This is a genomic window from Streptosporangium sp. NPDC000396, assembly GCF_042898655.1.
Taxonomy (GTDB): domain Bacteria; phylum Actinomycetota; class Actinomycetes; order Streptosporangiales; family Streptosporangiaceae; genus Streptosporangium.
In genome coordinates, this window is the sequence record NZ_JBIAZA010000001.1 from 526,674 (window position 1) to 544,312 (window position 17,639).

General features: G+C 72.2%; 11 protein-coding genes. 5 read left to right on the plus strand and 6 right to left on the minus strand.

Translation table 11 applies throughout. The features are described from left to right. Window positions 1-71: 71 nt before the first annotated feature. Complete coding sequence (locus ACFY2X_RS02360) at window positions 72-773, minus strand: type 1 glutamine amidotransferase (protein ID WP_389931203.1); 702 nt, start codon at window positions 771-773, stop codon at window positions 72-74. A gap of 140 nt (window positions 774-913) precedes the next feature. Here ACFY2X_RS02360 and ACFY2X_RS02365 point away from each other — a divergent pair, with 140 nt between their 5' ends. Beyond that, a complete protein-coding gene (locus ACFY2X_RS02365; RefSeq protein ID WP_389931205.1) occupies window positions 914-1,777 on the plus strand; it encodes an alpha/beta hydrolase in 864 nt (287 codons plus the stop codon). 18 nt (window positions 1,778-1,795) lie between these two features. Here ACFY2X_RS02365 and ACFY2X_RS02370 read toward each other — a convergent pair whose 3' ends face one another. From ACFY2X_RS02370 to ACFY2X_RS02380, 3 genes are all read right to left on the minus strand, one after another. Further along, the gene (locus ACFY2X_RS02370) at window positions 1,796-5,209 is read right to left on the minus strand and encodes a protein kinase (protein ID WP_389931206.1); all 3,414 of its coding nucleotides are present in this window, start codon (window positions 5,207-5,209) and stop codon (window positions 1,796-1,798) included. A gap of 98 nt (window positions 5,210-5,307) precedes the next feature. After that, window positions 5,308-8,748: a WD40 repeat domain-containing serine/threonine protein kinase gene (locus ACFY2X_RS02375; protein ID WP_389931208.1), complete on the minus strand. Its 3,441-nt coding sequence runs from the start codon at window positions 8,746-8,748 to the stop codon at window positions 5,308-5,310. Window positions 8,749-8,783: 35 nt separating this feature from the next. Then, complete coding sequence (locus tag ACFY2X_RS02380; RefSeq protein ID WP_389931210.1) at window positions 8,784-9,509, minus strand: hypothetical protein; 726 nt, start codon at window positions 9,507-9,509, stop codon at window positions 8,784-8,786. 495 nt (window positions 9,510-10,004) lie between these two features. Between ACFY2X_RS02380 and ACFY2X_RS02385 the strand changes: the two genes are divergently transcribed. Next, complete coding sequence (locus ACFY2X_RS02385; RefSeq protein WP_389931212.1) at window positions 10,005-11,159, plus strand: FAD-dependent oxidoreductase; 1,155 nt, start codon at window positions 10,005-10,007, stop codon at window positions 11,157-11,159. 148 nt (window positions 11,160-11,307) lie between these two features. Here the strand turns inward: ACFY2X_RS02385 and ACFY2X_RS02390 are convergent, their stop codons facing one another. Further along, window positions 11,308-12,669, minus strand: a complete 1,362-nt coding sequence (locus ACFY2X_RS02390) for a glutamine synthetase family protein (protein ID WP_389931213.1) — start codon at window positions 12,667-12,669, stop codon at window positions 11,308-11,310. 415 nt (window positions 12,670-13,084) lie between these two features. On the opposite strand from ACFY2X_RS02390, the gene ACFY2X_RS02395 reads away from it, so the two are divergent. Together ACFY2X_RS02395 and ACFY2X_RS02400 are read left to right on the plus strand one after the other, a co-directional pair. After that, window positions 13,085-13,975 carry a terpene synthase family protein gene (locus ACFY2X_RS02395; protein WP_389931215.1) on the plus strand — a complete coding sequence of 297 codons (891 nt, stop codon included), beginning with the start codon at window positions 13,085-13,087 and terminating at the stop codon, window positions 13,973-13,975. An 84-nt stretch (window positions 13,976-14,059) separates the two neighbouring features. Then, window positions 14,060-15,193 carry a terpene synthase family protein gene (locus ACFY2X_RS02400; RefSeq protein WP_389931217.1) on the plus strand — a complete coding sequence of 378 codons (1,134 nt, stop codon included), beginning with the start codon at window positions 14,060-14,062 and terminating at the stop codon, window positions 15,191-15,193. Between the two features lie 107 nt (window positions 15,194-15,300). Here ACFY2X_RS02400 and ACFY2X_RS02405 read toward each other — a convergent pair whose 3' ends face one another. Beyond that, window positions 15,301-16,230: a DUF5937 family protein gene (locus tag ACFY2X_RS02405; protein WP_389931220.1), complete on the minus strand. Its 930-nt coding sequence runs from the start codon at window positions 16,228-16,230 to the stop codon at window positions 15,301-15,303. 95 nt (window positions 16,231-16,325) lie between these two features. Between ACFY2X_RS02405 and ACFY2X_RS02410 the strand changes: the two genes are divergently transcribed. Further along, window positions 16,326-17,534, plus strand: coding sequence for an MDR family MFS transporter (locus tag ACFY2X_RS02410; protein WP_389931222.1), 1,209 nt, complete (start codon window positions 16,326-16,328; stop codon window positions 17,532-17,534). Window positions 17,535-17,639 lie beyond the last annotated feature (105 nt).

The window sequence follows — 17,639 nt, forward strand, 5'->3', positions numbered from 1 at the left end:
GGCGTGGCCTCGCACACGTTAGTCCCGAAACCGTGCGGCGTCGTTAGCGGATTCGGACCGTGATCGACCGGTCACGCGGATTGGACAACGGCGGCGAAGCGCTCGGCGAAGGGTCGCCAGGTCCGGGCAAGGTCCTCCTCCGCCTCCTTGACCTGCGTGTTGAGTTCCTCGACCGAGTAGCCCCGGCTGGTCAGGTGGTCGGCCGAGTCACCGGTCCAGCCGGTGAAGATCTCGACGGTGGCCTCGGGGTGGAACTGCACCGCCCATGCCTTCTCCCCCAGCCGGTAGGCCTGGTTGGGGTAGAGGTCCCCGGTGGCCAGCCGTACCGCGCCGTCGGGCAGCCGGGTCATGGCGTCGCCGTGATACTGGACGGCCGGAACGGGGCCGAGCCCGCCGAACAGCGCGTCGGCGCCGGCTTCCGGGAGCGGGACGATCCTCCCCACGCCCACCTCCAGCCCGTGCTCGCCGCGTTCGACGGTGCCGCCGCAGGCGAGCGTCATGAGCTGGGCTCCCAGGCAGATTCCCAGGGTCGGAACGCCGCCCTCGACCGAGCTCCGGATCAGGTCGCGGGTGGCGGGCAGCCAGGGGTTCCGCTCGTCCTCCCACGCCGCCGCCTCGCCGCCGAGCACGATCAGACCGTCCTCGGCCCGTTCGGGCACCGCCTCACCCAGATAGGGGCGGACGACCTCGCAATCGATCCCGGCTTCGGCCAGCCAGCCGGCGAAGAATCCCAACCCAGCGGTGGCCTCATGTTCAACGACAGTAACTCTCATGCGGCAATTATCAGCCGATAGACGCATATACCCCATACCGGTTCCATTGCGCCCGATCGGCACGCGAGCCCTCCCCGCAAACCCGACCGGATCATCCATACTTACGCGGACTTCGCCCTGCGAATCCGGAGGAGAATTCCGTGAACCCTGTCTTCAGCGACGTCGAGGTCCCCGGCGGCAAGCTGCGCGTGGCCCGGTTCGGCACCGGGCCACGCCTGATCGTGGCCGTGCACGGCATCACCGCCTCGCTCATGGCCTGGGCCGCGGTCGCCCGGCGGCTGCCCGCCGAGTGGTCGATGGTCGCGATGGACCTGCGGGGTCGCGGCCACAGCGCCGGGCTGCCCGGCCCGTACGGCCTGCCGCGGCACGCCGAGGACGTGAACCTGGTCGCCCGGTCCGTGGGTGCGGAGTCCGACATCGTCCTCACCGGCCATTCGATGGGCGCCTACGTCGCCGCCCTCGCCGCGGCCGACCACGACTACGCCAGAGTCGTGCTGGTCGACGGGGGACTCCCGCTGCCCCTGCCCGCGGATCAGGACCCCGACGCGGTCCTCGCGGCCACGCTCGGCCCGGCCATCGCCCGGCTCAGCCAGACCTTCCCGAGCGTCGACGCCTACGTGGACTTCTTCAAGGCCCACCCGGCCTTCGCCGGCAACTGGACCGGCGCGGTGGAGGAGTACGTCCGCTACGACGCGACCGGCCCCGAGGACGCGGTGCGATCGCGGGCACAGGGGGAGCCGGTCCGCCAGGACGGCCGGTGGCTGCTGACCGAGAGCGAGGCGATCGGCGCCGCGCTGCACGCGGTGAAGTCGCCGCTGTCACTGCTGCGAGCCCCGCGCGGGCTGTTCGACCAGCCGGTCGGCATGATTCCCGGCGAGCTCGCCGCCACCTGGACCGGGCGGCTGCCCGCCCTGGAAGACAGGCTGATCGAGGACTGCAACCACTACACGATCCTGATGGAGGACCGCTGCGCCTCGCTGGTGGCCGGTCACCTCGCCCGGTGACCGGCGCCGTCACCTGAGTCAGCAGGTCGCCTGGTAGGGCACCTCCGGGGAGACGTATCTGCGCCAGCCGTCCGGGGAAAGGCCGCCGCCCGCGCGGCGGCAGACGGCCTCCGACAGCTTCCCGGGGTCCAGAGGCCGTTCCACGATCCCTCCGTCCCACCCGATGGCGCGCAGCGACCGGCCGCCCGGGGTGAAGGCCACGTCCAGCACCCCGGGAACACCGGAATCGGCCAGGCCGAAGTCCTGCCCCGTGCCGGTGTCCCACAGACGGACGGACTCGCCCGCGGTGGCGAGCAGGCCTCCGTCGGGGGAGAACGCGACCTTTCCGACCTCGGACGTGTGGGCGTCGGCGGCCGGCGTCCTCGGCACCCCGAGCGCCGCGTCCCACAGCCGGACCCGCCCCTGGCCGTCTCCCACGGCGACCAGGCCGCCGCGAGGGGCGAAGGCGAGCGCGACGGCCGACTCCATCCCGGGAACGTCTCGTGGCTCCATGCCCTGGCCGAGACTCAGCAGCCCGTTGCGCGTGCCGCCGTACAGCAGGCGGTCGCCGTCCGGCCCGAATGCGACGAGCTGGGCCTCGACTCCCAGCCGGCGGACGGGGCGCCCCGAGGTGACGTCCCAGACCCGCACCGTGTCCCGGTCTCCCTCCGAACCCGCGACCGCGAGGCGACGGCCGTCCGGGGTGAACGCGAGGTCGTGGTTCCCCCCGGCGTCCCACCGCAGCACCCCCGTCCGCCTCATGTTCTTCAGGTCCCACAGTTCGACGGCCGGAACGTCGTAGGGCCCGATGGCGAGAGTCCGCCCGTCGGGGCTGAAGGCCATGGCGTTCTGCCGGAAACCTCCCACCCGGGGGCCGGACACCTCGATGCGGTGCAGCCGCCGCCGTCCCGCGACGTCCCACAGCTCGACGGTCCGGCTCCCCTCGACCCTGCGCTGCAGGGCGACAAGCGCGCCGCCGGGGCTGAAGACGGCGTCGAACAGCAGGCCGCCGCCCACGGGGCGCGGCCCGGCGAAGGATCCGACGTCGAGGGAGAGCACCCGGCCCGAGGCGTCGATGAAGCGCAGGGTCCGCCCGTCCGCGGTGAACCGCAGGCTCTCGGGGTCGGGCACGGCCGACCCGCGGCGGAGCACGGAGACGGCGCCGGCCACCTGCATGACCTCCAGCCCGTACGGGCCGAGCACGGCGGCGAGCCGGCCGTCCGGGCTGAGCACCAGATTCCCGTCGACCGTGCTATCCGGGCTCTTCGCGATCAGCCGGCCGGTCCGCCGGTCCCAGAACGAGGTGCTGCCGCCGCCGTTCAGAGCGAGGATCTTTCCGTCCCGGCTGACGGCCACGTCCGTGACGGCGTGACCGGCCGCGGGGACCCGTGTCTCCCTGCCCGTACGGAGGTCCCGGAGGCGGGCCGCGCCGCCGTCCCGCATGGTGATCGCCGCGTAGCGGTCGTCCCCCACGATCTCAAGCTGATACTGGCCGGGGGCCTTGGGCACCCTGAGCACGACCCGGCCGGTCGCCACGTCACGGATCACGTCTTCCGTCTCTGACGAGGAGACCAGTGTCTTGCCCTCCGGACCGAACCGAGCCGAGTCACCGGGGGCCCCGAACGTGCCCGGCAGCCGCGTCCCCGTGGCCAGATCCCACAGGGCCACCCCCGTCGGCGTCCCCACGGCGACGTGGTGCGACGTGACGGATACGGCCTGGGCGGAGAGGCCGGGCGTCTCGATCGTCCGCAGCGGTTTCCCGGTGGCCGCGTCCCACATCCGGACGGCGTTCGCGCCCGCGCCGGCCAGGGTCTCACCGCCCGCGCCCAGGGCGTACCGCGCTCCCGGCTCGGGGGGATCCAGCACCCCCACCTCTTGTTGCACCAGCGAGCTGAACAGCGCCGCGCGAGTCTCGCGGACGTCGGAGAGCCGCCACGCGGCCAGGCTGAGCCGCATGGCCGTGACAGGGTCGCTCTGCCTGACGTCGTCGGCGAGGGCCGCCAGGCGGCGCGCCTCCGCCTGGTCGAGCGAGTGGGCCAGCTCCACCCGCCGGTTCTCCGCGACCGCGACGGCGACCAGGGTCACGGCGAGCAGCACCGCGAGGGCCCCGGTCACCACGCGGCGGGTACGGACCCGCCGGCGGGTCAGGGAGGAGGCCTCGGTGAGGAACTCCGTCTCGACGTCGTTGAGCTTCAGGTGGCGGCGCCCGGTGGCGGCCCACTGCATGGCCTGTTCCAGGGGCGGCCCCTGGAACAGGTCGGTGTCCCTGCGGCCGCGCCGGTCCCAGCGCCGGGCGGCCTCACGCAGCTCGGCGTGGACGCCCAGGCCCGGGCGTTCGGCCTCGACCCACTCCCGTAGCCGGGGCCAGGCGGGCAGCAGCCCCGGCCGGGTGATCTGCACGCCCTTCGGGGACACCCCGAGCAGGCCCGCCTCGGACAGCGCGGCGAGCACGCCCTCGGCACCGGGGCCGAACTCGCCGCGCTCGGCGGGGCGGACGCCGTTCCCCTCGTCGCTGATCAGGCGCAGCAGGATCTCGGGGACCCGCAGTTGATCCTGCGGGCTCAACCGGGTGAACGCCTCCTCGGCGACCTGTCCCAGCGCCGGGGTGCCCTCGCGCCCGCCCCGGCGCAGATCGGCGGCGACCCTCACGCCCTCGTCGAGGGTGTCGTGACCGAGCAGCCCGAGCAGCAGGTGCCTGGCCGTAGGCCGCTCGCCCGGATCCTTGGCGAGGGCGGCGAACACCAGGCCGCGCAGCGGTTCGGGCAGCACGGACACATCGGGCTCGCTGGTGAGCACCCGGTACATCGCGGCGCCGGCCGACTGCGCGTGGAAGGGATCGCGCCCGGTGGCGGCGTAGAGCACGACGGCACCCCAGGCGAAGACGTCCGCGGGCGGGCCTGCCCTGTGTCCGCTGAGCACCTCGGGCGCCATGTATGTCGGCGTGCCCATCATGCCGCCGGTCGCGCTCAGCGTCATCTCCTCGGTCCGGGCGATGCCGAAGTCGATCACCCTGGGACCGTCCGGGCCGAGCAGCACGTTGTCCGGCTTGAGGTCCCGGTGCACCACCCCCGCGGCGTGCACGGCCGCCAGCGCGGTGGCCATGGCGACGGCGAGCCGGTGCACCGCGTCCCGGTCCAGCGGGCCGGAATCCTGTACGGCCCGGCGCAGGCTCGGGCCGTCGATGAACTCGCTGACGACATACGGACGCTCGGCCTCCAGGTCGGCGTCGAGAATCCGGGCGGTGCAGAAGGACGCCACCCGGGTCGCCGCCCTCACCTCCTTAGCGAGGCGGAGCCTGGCCTTACCGTCGCCCGCGGCGGCCGGGTGCAGAACCTTGATCGCAAGCCTGTTCCCCTCGGCGTCGTAGGCGTCGTACACCACCCCCTGCCCGCCCTCGCCGAGACGTCCCGCGAGCAGGTGATCTCCGATCCGCTCCGGATCACCGGATACCAACGGCTGTGATCGCATATGAGGTCAGACGCTCGGAAGATCGCTCCGGTTCGCCCCGTACAGGCCGGTGCCGGACGTCCCCGCCGCCTCCGGCAGCGCGGTCATGGGCAGGTGGGACGGTGGCCGAGCTCAGGAACGTATCGGGCCCACTCCTGCGGGGACAGCCCGCCTCCGGCCCGGGAGCACACCTCGCCCGCGGCCCGGCCCGGATCGATGGGCCGGTCGGCGGCGACGCCGTCCGCGGTGATCGTCCGCAGCGTCCTGCCGCCGTCCGGGAACGCCAGGCCCGTCACGGCCTGCTCCACGCCCGCCGCGGGCCGCCCGGCCTGCCCGCCGCTCGCCACGTCCCACAGCGCCGTCCGGCCGCCGCCCGAGGTGACCAGCAGCGTGCCGTCCGGCGAGAACGCCGCGAGGTCGGTCCCTCCGGTGTGCGCGGTGATCGCCGGGCCGCGCGGCCGCCGGGTCGCGACGTCCCACAGCTGGACCCGTCCGGCAGTGTCGCCGACGGCGAGCAGGTTCCCCTCCGGGTTGAAGGCCACCGCGCGTGCGTCGCCCGTCCCGTCGAGCGTGACGGCGGCGCCGCCTGTCAGCGGCGTCAGGACGACCCCGGCCGCGCCTCCCTGGGCCAGCCGCGTGCCGTCCGGGTGGAGATCCAGGGCCCGCGACCCAAGCGCGCCCGGCAGCCGCGTGCCCGGCTTCCGGGAGGCGACGTCCCACATCTGGACGAACGGCTGATCGAGTTTGCTGGAGGCGGCGACGGCGAGGCTGTGCCCACCGCCGCCGAACACGACCCGCGTCGCGGACTTCCCGTCCCAGCGCAGCTCGCCCACCCGCTTCCCCGAGATCGTGTCGAACAGATGCACCACGGGTTCGGAGTCGGGGCTGACGGCCAGAGTCCTGCCGTCGGGGCTGAAGACGAGCTCCAGTGCCCCCGCACCCGACTCGGGGGCCGGAGGGGTCGGCGGCACCGCGAGCGTGGCCACGCGCTTGCCCGTGCGCACCTCTCGCACCTCGACCGTCCGGTCGGTGCCGAACGTGGTCTGCGTGGCGCTGCGGGCGCCGTCGGGGCTGAGCGCGCCGCCCCGGGCCACCCCCGCGCCGGACCACGCGGGCACGCTGAGCGTGACCACCGAGTCGGCCGCGTCGACGAAGCGCAGCGCGCGCCCGTCCCCGGAGAAACGCACGCCCTCGGGCTTGGGCTGCTCATCGGTGGAGTAGCTCAGCAGCGTCACGCCGCCGGGCACGCCCACCACCTCGACCCCGCCCAGGTGGAGCACCGCCAGCGTCCTGCCGTCCGGGGCGAACAGCATGTGCCCGTCCCGCTGGACTGTGGCCTCGCCGAGTTTCCTGCCGGAGTCCACGTCCCAGAAGACCAGCGTGGTGCCCCGCCCCAGCGCCAGCGTCCTGCCGTCGGCGCTCAGCGCTCCGTCGACCGAGCCTGTTCCCTGGGGCGGTGCCGGGGCTCGCAGCTCCCGGCCGGTCCGCAGCTCCCACAGCCGGACGGCGCCGCCTCCCGAGATCGCCATGAAACGACCGCCTCCCGCCGACCGGCCCCAGACCTGCCCGCTCGGAAGCCGCAGCAGCCGCTTCCCGCGCTCGATGTCCCACACCACCAGGTCGGGGTCGTCGAACGAGATCAGGTTCGCACCGTCGGGGCTGATCGCCGCCCAGCTTCCCGCGTCGCCGTACACGCCGGGAAGCTGCCTGCCGGCCTTGAGGTCCCATAGCCGCAGCCCCCCGGCGGTGTTGATCGCCGCACGGCTCCGCGTCGCTCCCTGCGCCGTGCCGGTGGCGGCCAGGCCGGGTGCCCGGATCGAGCGCAGCTCGCGGCCGGTGACGGCGTCCCAGAGGGTGATCGCGCCGGTGCCCGCACCGAGCAGCGTCGTTCCGTCCGCGCTCAGCGTGTAGTGCGTTCCCGAGCGGGGCACCGGCACGATCGAGGTCTCCCGCTGCGCCAGGGAGCTCTGCAGGGCGGCGCGGGACTCGGCGACCGGCGCGATCCCGTAGGCCGCCGCGCTGAGCTTCATCGCGGTCAGCGGGTCGGCCCGCCGCAGGGCGTCCGCCTGGCCGGCCAGGCGGCGGGCGACGGCCTCGTTCAGCTGGGTCGCGATTCGCTCGCTCTGCGCGGCGACCGTGATCCGGCGCTGCTCGGCGACGACCACCGCCACCAGCGCCACCGCCAGCAGCCCGGCCAGGGCCGCGGTGAACAGGCGACGGCTCCGGGCCCTGCGGCGGCGCAGGGACGAGGCCGCGCTGAGGAAGGCGGTCTCCAGGTGGTTGAGCTTGATGTGCCTGCGGCCGGTGGCGGCCCACTCCATCGCCTCGTCGAGCAGGCTGCCCTGCAGCAGGTCGCCGTCCTTGCGCCCGCCGGACTCCCAGAGCCGGGCGGCGTCGCTGACCCGCTCCCGGATCGGCAGGCCGGGCAGCTCGGCGTCGGACCACTCGCGCAGTCGCGGCCACGCCCGCAGCAGGCCCGGCCGTTCCAGCGTCACGGCCTCCCCGGACACCCGGATCAGCCCGGCGCCGGCGAACGCGGCGAGCGCCCGCTCGGACTCCGGTGAGCCGTTGACCTCGGCCCGCCCGGCCTCCCGGGCCTCACGGCCGTCCGAGCTGATCAGGCGCAGGAAGATCTGCGGGACGATTTCCTGCTCGGCGGGCGAGAGCCGTGCGAACACCTCCTCGGCGAGCTGCCCGAGCGAGGGCGAGGCGTCCGCCCGTAGGGCGGCGGCGGCCAGGGCCCCGATCTCGGGGCTGTCCTGACCGAGCAGAGCGAGCAGCAGCTCACGGGCGGTCGGGCGATCCGCGGGGGCCTTGGCCAGGGCGGCGGCGACCAGAGGACGCACATCCGGCGGAAGGGGCGAGACGTCGGGCTGGGCGGAGAGCACGCGGTGCATGACGGCGCCGAGATTCTCGGCGTGAAAAGGGTCCCGGCCGGTCGCCGCGTAAAGCACGACGGCGCCGAAGGCGAAGACGTCGGCGGGGGCGCCCGCCCGCTCACCGGCCAGGACCTCCGGCGCCATGTAGGTCGGGGTGCCGACGACGAGCCCCGTCGAGGTGAGGGACATCTCGGCGGTGCGGGCGATGCCGAAGTCGATCACCCGAGGACCGTCGGGGCCGAGCAGCACGTTGTCCGGCTTGAGATCGCGATGGACCACCCCCGCGCCGTGGATGGCGATCATCGCGGTGGCGACGGCGATGGCCAGGCGGCGCAACCGGTCGTCGTCCAGCGGTCCCGAGTTCTGTACGGCACGGCGCAGGCTGGGCCCGTCGATGAACTCGCTGACGATGTAGGGGCGGGGCGCGTCGAGGTCGACGTGGAGCACCCGGGCGGTGCAGAAGGAGGAGACCCTGGTCGCGGCGGTGATCTCCCTGGCGATCCGCTCCCGGTCGGCGTCGGCGTGCAACACCTTGATCGCGACCCGGTTTCCGGCGGGATCATAGGCGTCGTAGACCACCCCCTGGCCGCCTTCGCCCAGACGGCCGGCCAGGAGATGGTCTCCGATGCGCTGCGGATCTCCGGGGCCGAGTCGTTGCGACGTCACCATGGGATGGTAGACGCGCGGACCGGCCCGATGGTTCAGGCCGGAGCGATCCAGACGGCCTTAGCGACGGCGACCAGCGTGCCGTCGACCTCGTAGACGGCGCTCTCACCGAAGAGCTTGCGGCCCTCGCGGCCGGTGGCGCGGGCGACCACGGAGTAGGTGCCGCCGGGGTAGACACGCCGGTGGACCTGCGCGGTCATCCGGCCGAGCAGGGCGAACTCACCGGGCTCGAAGTGGGCCCAGCCGGTGACGCAGTCGAGCGCGGCCCAGATGATCGCGTCGGGAACGACACCGTCCTCGTTGGTGACGGTCATCGGCACCCGCCAGCCGGCGGCGACCAGGTCGGTGCCGGGCACCCGGCCGGGGAAGATCCGCAGGCCGTCGCCGGGGGCGCGCAGGCCGCAGACGAAGCACTCCGGGAAGGCGTGACCGGTGAGCCCGGCGAAGCCGCCCTCGGCGCGGGCCGCCTCGTTGAAGGGCACGAACGCCGGAGCCTCAAGCTGCTCGGCGACCGGGATCGCCTCCAGGAGGAGGGTGTCACCGTGGGTGAGGGTGCCGGTGCCGGCGAGGTCGCGCAGCGCCAGCTCGGTCTCCAGCGGGGTGGGGGCGTGCAGAGTGACCTCGACGGCCGAGTCGTGCCGGGCGCCGTGCAACGCCTCGGAGACCGTACCCGCGATCCATCCGCCGTTCGCGGTACCCTCGGGCCCGCAGAAACGCGCCGGAACGGTCACCACGGTCTGCAGCTCGGCAGCCGTCGTCATGCGACACCTCCTTATCGCCCTTATGGCGATTAATCATCAAAAATCACTCTTAAACAGGCCGACCGATTTTACCGGAGCCGTTGCACCCGCAGCGAACCAGGGGGCGGTGATCCATGGGCGGCGGAACCGGACGGCGTGGCGTCCGGCCTGAGGCCAGGGGGGCCGCGTCCATCTCGTGGATGGCGGTCAGCGTGATCACGACCATACCGGGACGGCGTACCGGCTGTCGCCCGAATGGGCCACTCGAAAGGGTTTAAAGGACCGGCATGTAGCGTCATCAGCCCGTCACGGTCTCGTCGGATGCCGGTCCGCGACAGCCGTGATGCTCGTGTGCGGTGGGTATGGTGGGAGGGAACGGGGGTGTCTCGGCCGGGGCGGACCCTGCCGGGTCTGCAGAGGCCAGGCCCGGGGCTGAGGGCCATGCGGTGTCCTGACTCGGCCGCGTCACGCGCACCTGCTGGTGTCCGCGGTCCGCAGGCCGAAAGGGAGCCTGACATGGACGAAACCCTCTCCACCGATGTACTCGTCGTCGGTGCGGGACCGTACGGACTCTCAGCGGCCGCCCTCGCCCGCGATTACGGCATTGACGCGCAGGTGGTCGGGCGGTCGATGGGTTTTTGGCATGAGCACATGCCCGACGGGATGCTGCTGCGCTCGGGGATCGACTGGCATCTGGACGCCGCGGGAGTGCACACATTTCAGGCCTACCTGGAAGAGCAGGGGCTGACCGGTGACGAGGTCCTCCCGGTCCCCGTGGGACTGTTTCGTGAGTACGGCGAGTGGTTCCGCCGTGTCAAGCAGGTGCCGGTCCGGCCCGGACTGGTGCGAGACATCGCGCGGCGGGAGACGGGGTTCGAAGCGGAACTCGCCGATGGCGGACGAGTGCGTGCCGAGGTCGTGGTCGCCGCTCCTGGCGTCTGCTATTTCCGGCAGTTGCCTCCGTGGGCGGCCGGTGTGCCGGCCCGTCGGGCAGCCCATAGCTGTGACCTGGTCCGTTTCGACGACCTGGCGGGCCGACGTGTGCTGATCGTGGGAGGTCGGCAGAGCGCGTACGAGTGGGCGGCCTTGCTGGCCGAGCACGACGCCGAACACGTCGACATCGTCCACCGCCATCCCGTTCCGCGTTTTGAGCCGGTCAGCTGGGCCTTCTTCGACGACTACATCAGCAGTACCCTGCAGGTCACCAGGTGGTGGCGTCGGCTGACGGCCACGCAGCGAGAAGCGATCGTCATGCGGTGCTGGCGGGCTGGACGGGCGACTCTGGAACCGTGGCTGCCTGCCCGGTTGGACCCAGCGGTGGTGCACCTGTGGCCGAACACCGATGTCGTCCACGCCGACGGCGGCGCGACCGGTGACACCGTGCAGGTCACGCTGTCCAATTCGGAAACCCTGACAGCTGATCAGGTGGTGTTCGCCACCGGGTACGCACCCGATCTGGCACGTGTCCCCTACCTGGCCGGTCTCCTGGAGCAGATCGACACCCACAACGGGTTCCCGGTATTGGACGAGAACTTCCAGACCACCGTTCCCGGCCTCTATCTCACCGGCTTCGCAGCCACCCAGGACTTCGGCCCGTTTCTGGGTTTCGTCAAAGCCGCGCCGGCCGCGGCGACCATCCTCCTGCGGCACTTGCAGGCCCGCTGGGCCTGACGAGAAGACCCGACCCGCTCAAGAGCATCGGGTGGATTTTCGTGCCGGGCTCCCACCGCGCTATCGAGCCATGGTCGACCTCGGTGGTGGCTGTGGACTCCGACAAGGCGAAATCTTTGGTTTGCCGCTCACCGCCTCTGAGCTGCGCTTACAGAACTGGCAGGTAGCGGCCGAGCTCGAACTCGGTGACCTGGCGGCGGTATTCGCGCCACTCGGAGCGCTTGTTGCGCAGGAAGTAGTCGAAGACGTGCTCGCCGAGGGTCTCGGCGACCAGCTCGCTGCGCTCCATGACCGCGATGGCCTCATCCAGCGACTGGGGCAGCGGCTGGATGCCCAGGGCGCGGCGCTCGGCGGAGGTCAGCGCCCAGACGTCGTCCTCGGCGCCGGGGGGCATCTCGTAGCCCTCCTCGATGCCCCTCAGGCCGGCGGCCAGGATCACCGCGAAGGCCAGGTAGGGGTTGCAGGCCGAGTCGAGCGAGCGGAACTCGATGCGGGTGGAGCCGCTCTTGTGCGGCTTGTACATCGGCACGCGGACCAGGGCCGAGCGGTTGTTGTGGCCCCAGGAGATGTAGCTCGGGGCCTCGCCGCCCGCTCCGGCGATCGCCTCGGAGCCGCCCCACAGACGCTTGTAGGAGTTCACCCACTGGTTGCAGACCGCGGTGATCTCGGCGGCGTGCGCGAGCAGACCGGCGATGAAGGAGCGGCCGATCTTGGAGAGCTGGTATTCGGCGCCGGGCTCGTAGAAGGCGTTGCGGTCACCCTCGAACAGCGACATGTGGGTGTGCATGCCTGAGCCGGGGTATTCGGTGAAGGGCTTGGGCATGAAGCTCGCCCAGATGCCCTGCTCCAGCGCGACCTCCTTCATGACCAGGCGGAAAGTCATGATGTTGTCGGCGGTGGTGAGCGCGTCGGCGTAACGCAGGTCGATCTCCTGCTGGCCGGGGGCGCCCTCGTGATGGCTGTATTCGACCGAGATGCCCATCGACTCCAGCATCATGATCGCGTTACGCCGGAAGTCGTGGCCCGAGCTGTGCGGGGTGTGGTCGAAGTAGCCGCCGTCGTCGATCGGCTCGGGACGCACGCTCCGCTCGGGCCGGTTCTTCAGCAGGAAGAACTCGACCTCGGGATGGGTGTAGAAGCTGAACCCCATGTCGGAGGCCTTGGCCAGGGTGCGCTTGAGCACCCAGCGCGGGTCCGCGTGCGACGGCGAGCCGTCCGGCATCAGGATGTCGCAGAACATCCTGGCCGCACCCGGCGTCTCACTCCGCCAGGGCAGGATCTGAAACGTCGACGGATCTGGTTTGGCCAGCATGTCCGACTCGTGGACCCGGGCGAAACCCTCGATCGCCGAGCCGTCGAACCCGATGCCCTCGGCGAAGGCTCCCTCAAGCTCCGCCGGGGCGATTGCCACCGACTTGAGGAACCCGAGCACGTCAGTGAACCACAGCCGGATGAACCGGATGTCGCGCTCCTCGAGAGTGCGGAGAACGAACTCCTGCTGGCGGTCCAAGGCCTCTCCTTCGTTGCCGACGTGGTGCGACACGCCTGGTCGTCTACCAGTCTGCCCGCTCCGTGTTTCGCACACGTTACGAGGAAGAACGGTGAGATGCCGCATCGGCCCCCATCGTGCCTCCGCACGACCCGAGCCACCATCGTGCCTCCGCACGACCCGGGCCGTTCCCTCCTCTCCCTCCTCACAGTGTGCGGCCGGAGCGGTCGAAGTTCCATCGGGGACCCGGGGAGCTGCCCGTGTGTGGCCCGCGAATGGCGAGTCTCAGTGATCCACTGAGCCCGTAGTGCAACACTCCCCCAGAGCCGGGATCAAGTTTGCGCAGGTCAGGGCAGGCATAAGCCTTCCGACCAGGCGGAGGCGACCAGCTCGTGACCGGTCCGATCAAACCGACGTTTTTCGGGGGAAGACGACGATGGGCATCGAACTGCACAGACCACCGAGCGGCGCCGCGCTGCTGACCCCGCTCACCGAGCGGCTCGCGGCGCTGGCGATGCCGTGCCCCATGCACCCGTCGGTGCACCAGATCGAGGCGGCGGTCATCGGCTGGTCCCGCGGGATCGGCCTGGAGGCCGACCCCGGCGCGGGCGTCCACCTGCTGGCCGGACGGGCGTTCGCCCGGTACGGCATGGGCACGGCCACGCTGTTCGCCCGCTGGCTGACCTGGATGTCCCGCTTCCGCGGGGAGCCTTCGGCATTCGCCGGGCTGCTCGCGGTGTCCGAGGGTGACGAGCCGGGCCCGTCGCCCGTTGAGCGGGCCTTCGCCGACCTGTGGCAGGCCTGCGCGCCGGGAATGAGCGGCGGGTGGCGCGAGCGCTTTCTCGCCGGGCTGGCCGCCCAGCACATGGCGCTGCTCACCCCTGGAACGCCGCCGATCGAGGACTATCCGGCGCTGGGCAGGGCGGGTTTCGGCCGGTACCTGCTCGATCTGGTGGAGCCTTGCATCGGGGTGGAGGTGCCCGCGGCGGTGCAGCGAAGCCCGCAGTGGCAGGCGGCCGCCGACGCGAGCGCCGACGTGATCGCCTGGTGCGACGACCTGGCCGCCGGACGCGGCTACGTGACGGCCGCCTCGGCCCACCTGGGCCACGGCGGCGAGGCGGCCGTGGAATGGGTGATCGACCGCATCGTGGCGCGGATGGAGGAGCTGTGGGTCGCCGCCCGCGCGCTTCCCGTGGTCGTGGAACGGTGCGATCTCGGCTTCGCCGCCTCCCGTGAGGTGATCCAGGTGGCCTGCGCCCTGCTGACCGTTCCCAGGGCCTACCTGGAGTGGCTGCTGGAATCGCCCCGCTACCGCCACATGAGGTAATCGATTGAACGCGTTCGGCGATATGGAGGTTGACATGAGCACGGATCCGGAAACGATCCCCGGCCTGCCGTCCGGCCCGCCGTAGTGCTCCCCACCCGGGCGATCACCGGAACGGGCGGCGAGGCGGGCGTGCCGCCCTCGCGGGAGCGGCCTCCCGCGGCGGCCACGGCGGCCACGGCCCTGCTGGCTCTCGCCGGCCGGGTCCCGGCGATGGCCGTGCCATGCCGCATGCACTCCTCGATCGACCGGATCGGGGCGTCGCTCGCCGGATGGACTCGCGAGGTCGGCCTGGAGACACCCGCCGGAGCGGGATTCGACCGGATGGCCGGCCGGGCCCTCGCCGGGTTCGGCGCGGACTCGGTGCTCCTGTTCGCCAAGTGGCTCACCTGGCTGTTCCATTTCGACGACGAGTGGGACGAGAAACCCGCCGGACGCGCGGCCGGGATCGTGGAGGCCGCCTTCGCCCGCCTCGGGCGCGTGGCGCGTGCCACCGGCCCGGGATCTCCTGGGGCACCGGCGGTCCGGGCGGAGAGCGCACCCGCGGCCGGGGCGGCTCGTGCCGCCCCGGCCCGCGCGAAGGGAGCCCCGAGGTTCCGGGCGCAGGGCGCCGCGCCGATCGAGGCGGCCTTCCAGGAACTCTGGCGGGACACGGCCGGGCGGATGAGCGCGGCATGGCGCGAGCGGTTCGCCGCGGGACTGGCGGCGCAGGGGGCGGCCTGCCGGAAGGAGGCGGAGAACCGGTGCGCCGGACGGGTGCCCTCGGCCGGGGAGTATCCCGCGCTCCGGCGGGGGACCGCCGGGCCCTACCTGTTCGACCTGGTGGAGCCGTGTCTCGGGGTGGAGGTGCCCGCGAAGTTGCGGGAGAGCACGACGTGGCGGACGCTGGTGGACGCCTGCAGCGACGTGACCGCCTGGTGCAACGACATCGCGTCCCATCCCAAGGAACGCGCGAGCGGAGACGTGCACAACTACGTGACGGTCGCCGCGTGCGCGTTCGGGCTCTCGGACGCCGGCGCCGTCGCGTGGGTGAACGACCGGATCGCCGAGCGCGCAGAGGACCTGCGGGCCGCCGCCGGGCGGCTTCCGGACCTGTTCGACCGGTTCGGGGTCTCGCCGGGTCAGGCCGACGACGCCGGCAAGGTGGCCCGCGCGTTTCTGGTGGCCCCCAGGGCCCAGCTGGAGTGGCTTCTGGAGTCCAGCAGATACGACGTGACGTGATGATCTCCCCTCGGCCGTCACCATGCCGCCCTCGCCACGGCCGCCCTCGCCACGGCCGTTCCTCCGTCGAGGCCCGTCGCGGCCGGGGCCCGTCACGACGCCTGCGGTCAGGACCCGCACACGAGGGAGTCGCCCATCGGGCTGCGGCGGTAGACGACCTCGCGGCCCAGCCGGCGGCGGGTCACCAGGCCTCCGTCGGCCAGGACGGTCAGGTGCTGGCTGATCGCGCCGGGGGTGAGGCTCATCCGCCGGGCGAGCGCCGAGGTGGTCGCGGGTTCGGCCAGGACGGTCAGGATCTGCGCCCGGGTACGGCCGAGCAGCGCGGCCAGAGCTTTCGGGGCGGGCGGCGTGCCCGAGGTCCACAGCGTGCCGACACCGGTCGCCGGGTAGAAGAGCAACGGCCGGTACGGTCTGACCATCACGGCCACGTCCAGCCAGGAGAAGGCCATCGGCACGAGCACCAGGCCGTCCCCGCCGATCGGCTCGGAATGCTCCCAGTGCCGGGTGACCATGAGCCGGTCTCCGCACCAGCGGACCTTCGGGTGCAGGTCGGCGAAGAGCTCGCGGGCCCCGCCCGCGGCGAGCTGCCGCGAGCGCCGCAGCACATCCGCCTCCAGCAGGCCGTAGACCCGGGGCCAGAACTCGGCGAAGGCCGTCTCCCAGTAGCGCTCCAGGGTGTCGGCGACCCTCGCCACGCCCGCCTCCGGGTCGGCCGTGAACCGCGCGATGACGCGGGGATCGGACCCGGTCACCCAGCTCGCCTCCTCTGCCGCCCGTTCCGGGGGCGTCCGCCGTACTCGGTCGAGATCGGCGGCGAAGTCGGGCACCGGGGTCTCCGGTGTGGGGGTGACGAAGTCGACGAGATAGCCCTGAAGCGGGACCAGCGCGAACAGCTCCGACAGGTCGAGCTCGGCCGCGCGGGCCCGGACGGCGCGCACCCAGGGCAGGTGGAGGGAGTACCTGGCCGGGTCACGGAGCGCGCGCAGGCTGGCGACCAGTTCCCCGATCGGCGAGAACGCGAAGCGGATCCGTGCCACATCACCTGGAGTGAAGATCCACTCAACGTGGTACGACTTTTTAGGCACGGCTAAAAGATTCGCGGGCGACCGGACGCATGTCCAACGCTGCGTCCATGACGAGTACCACTCTTGCCAAGCCCGGTTTCCTGCAGTCGAAGATCGGAGGCCTGCCCCGGGCGTTCTGGGCCCTGTGGACCGGCACGCTGGTGAACCGGGTGGGCATGATGGTCGAGCCGTTCATCGGCGTCTACCTCACCCAGGCGCGCGGCATGTCCCTGGCCGCGGCGGGCACCGTGATGGCGGTGTTCGGTGGAGGCTCGCTGATCTCGCAGGTCGTGGCGGGCTGGCTGGCCGACCGGTTCGGCCGGCGGATCACGCTGACCGGCGGCATGGTCGCGACCGCCGTCACCATGGTGGCCCTGGGAGCCAGCACCTCGCTCCCGGTGATCGTGGCGGAGATGTTCGTGCTCGGCCTGGCGATCGACGCCTATCGGCCCGCGTCCAGCGCGCTGGTGGCGGACCTGATCTCGCCGCAGGACCGGCCGCGCGCCTACGGACTGATCTTCTGGGCGATGAACCTGGGCTTCGCGGTGGCGATGGTCGCCGGCGGCTGGCTCGCCCAGGCGGGATACGGCTGGATGTTCGGGATCAACGCCGTCACCTCGCTGGTCTTCGGCCTGCTGGTGTGGCGGGCGGTGCCGGAGACGACGCCCGAGCGCGGCGAGCCGGGCGGGCCGGAGCATGGCGGCTTCACCGGCCTGTTGCGGGACCGGCTGATGATCGCCTTCAGCGTGATCACCCTCATCTCCAGCGTGGTCTACATCCAGGCCTTCACCACCCTGCCGGTGGCGATGACCCACGCGGGGTTCTCCACCGTCGACTACGGCCTGGTGATAGCCGTCAACGGCGTCCTGATCGTGCTCGTCCAGCCGCTGACCGGCGACTGGTTCGGCAGGCGCGACCACAGCACCGTGCTCGCCGCCGGGGTGGCGATCGTCGGCGCGGGCTTCGCGCTGACGGCCTTCGTCTCAAGCGTCGCCGGATACGCGGTCACCGTGGTCCTCTGGACGCTGGGCGAGATCGTCACCGCGGGTATCCCGGGTGCGATCGTGGCCGCGCTCGCCCCGCCCCACCTGCGCGGCCGCTACGCCGGCCTGTACGGTTTCGCCGTGTCGGGCGGGGCCATGCTCGCCCCGCTGCTCGGCACCCGGCTGCTCGACGTGAGCCCCGCCGCGCTCTGGCTGACCATCGGCGGCGTCAACCTGGTGGCCACCGCCGGCCTGCTCGCGATCGGCCCGGCACTGCGCCGACGCACGGCGTAGAGGCCGCGTTGAGCGCTTGTTGATTGGATTGTTGTTCGCGCCCGTTAAGGTCCCTCTAATCACGAAATAGAAGGGCCGGGACGATGCGCGGGCTGAGCCGGGTGT

What these genes read in the sequence shown, in the direction of transcription:
- ACFY2X_RS02410 (WP_389931222.1), top strand. Translation starts at nt 16,326, where the DNA reads ATGACGAGTACCACTCTTGCCAAGCCCGGTTTCCTGCAGTCGAAGATC.
- ACFY2X_RS02380 (WP_389931210.1), bottom strand. Translation starts at nt 9,509, where the DNA reads ATGACGACGGCTGCCGAGCTGCAGACCGTGGTGACCGTTCCGGCGCGT.
- ACFY2X_RS02385 (WP_389931212.1), top strand. Translation starts at nt 10,005, where the DNA reads ATGGACGAAACCCTCTCCACCGATGTACTCGTCGTCGGTGCGGGACCG.
- ACFY2X_RS02360 (WP_389931203.1), bottom strand. Translation starts at nt 773, where the DNA reads ATGAGAGTTACTGTCGTTGAACATGAGGCCACCGCTGGGTTGGGATTC.
- ACFY2X_RS02395 (WP_389931215.1), top strand. Translation starts at nt 13,085, where the DNA reads ATGGGCATCGAACTGCACAGACCACCGAGCGGCGCCGCGCTGCTGACC.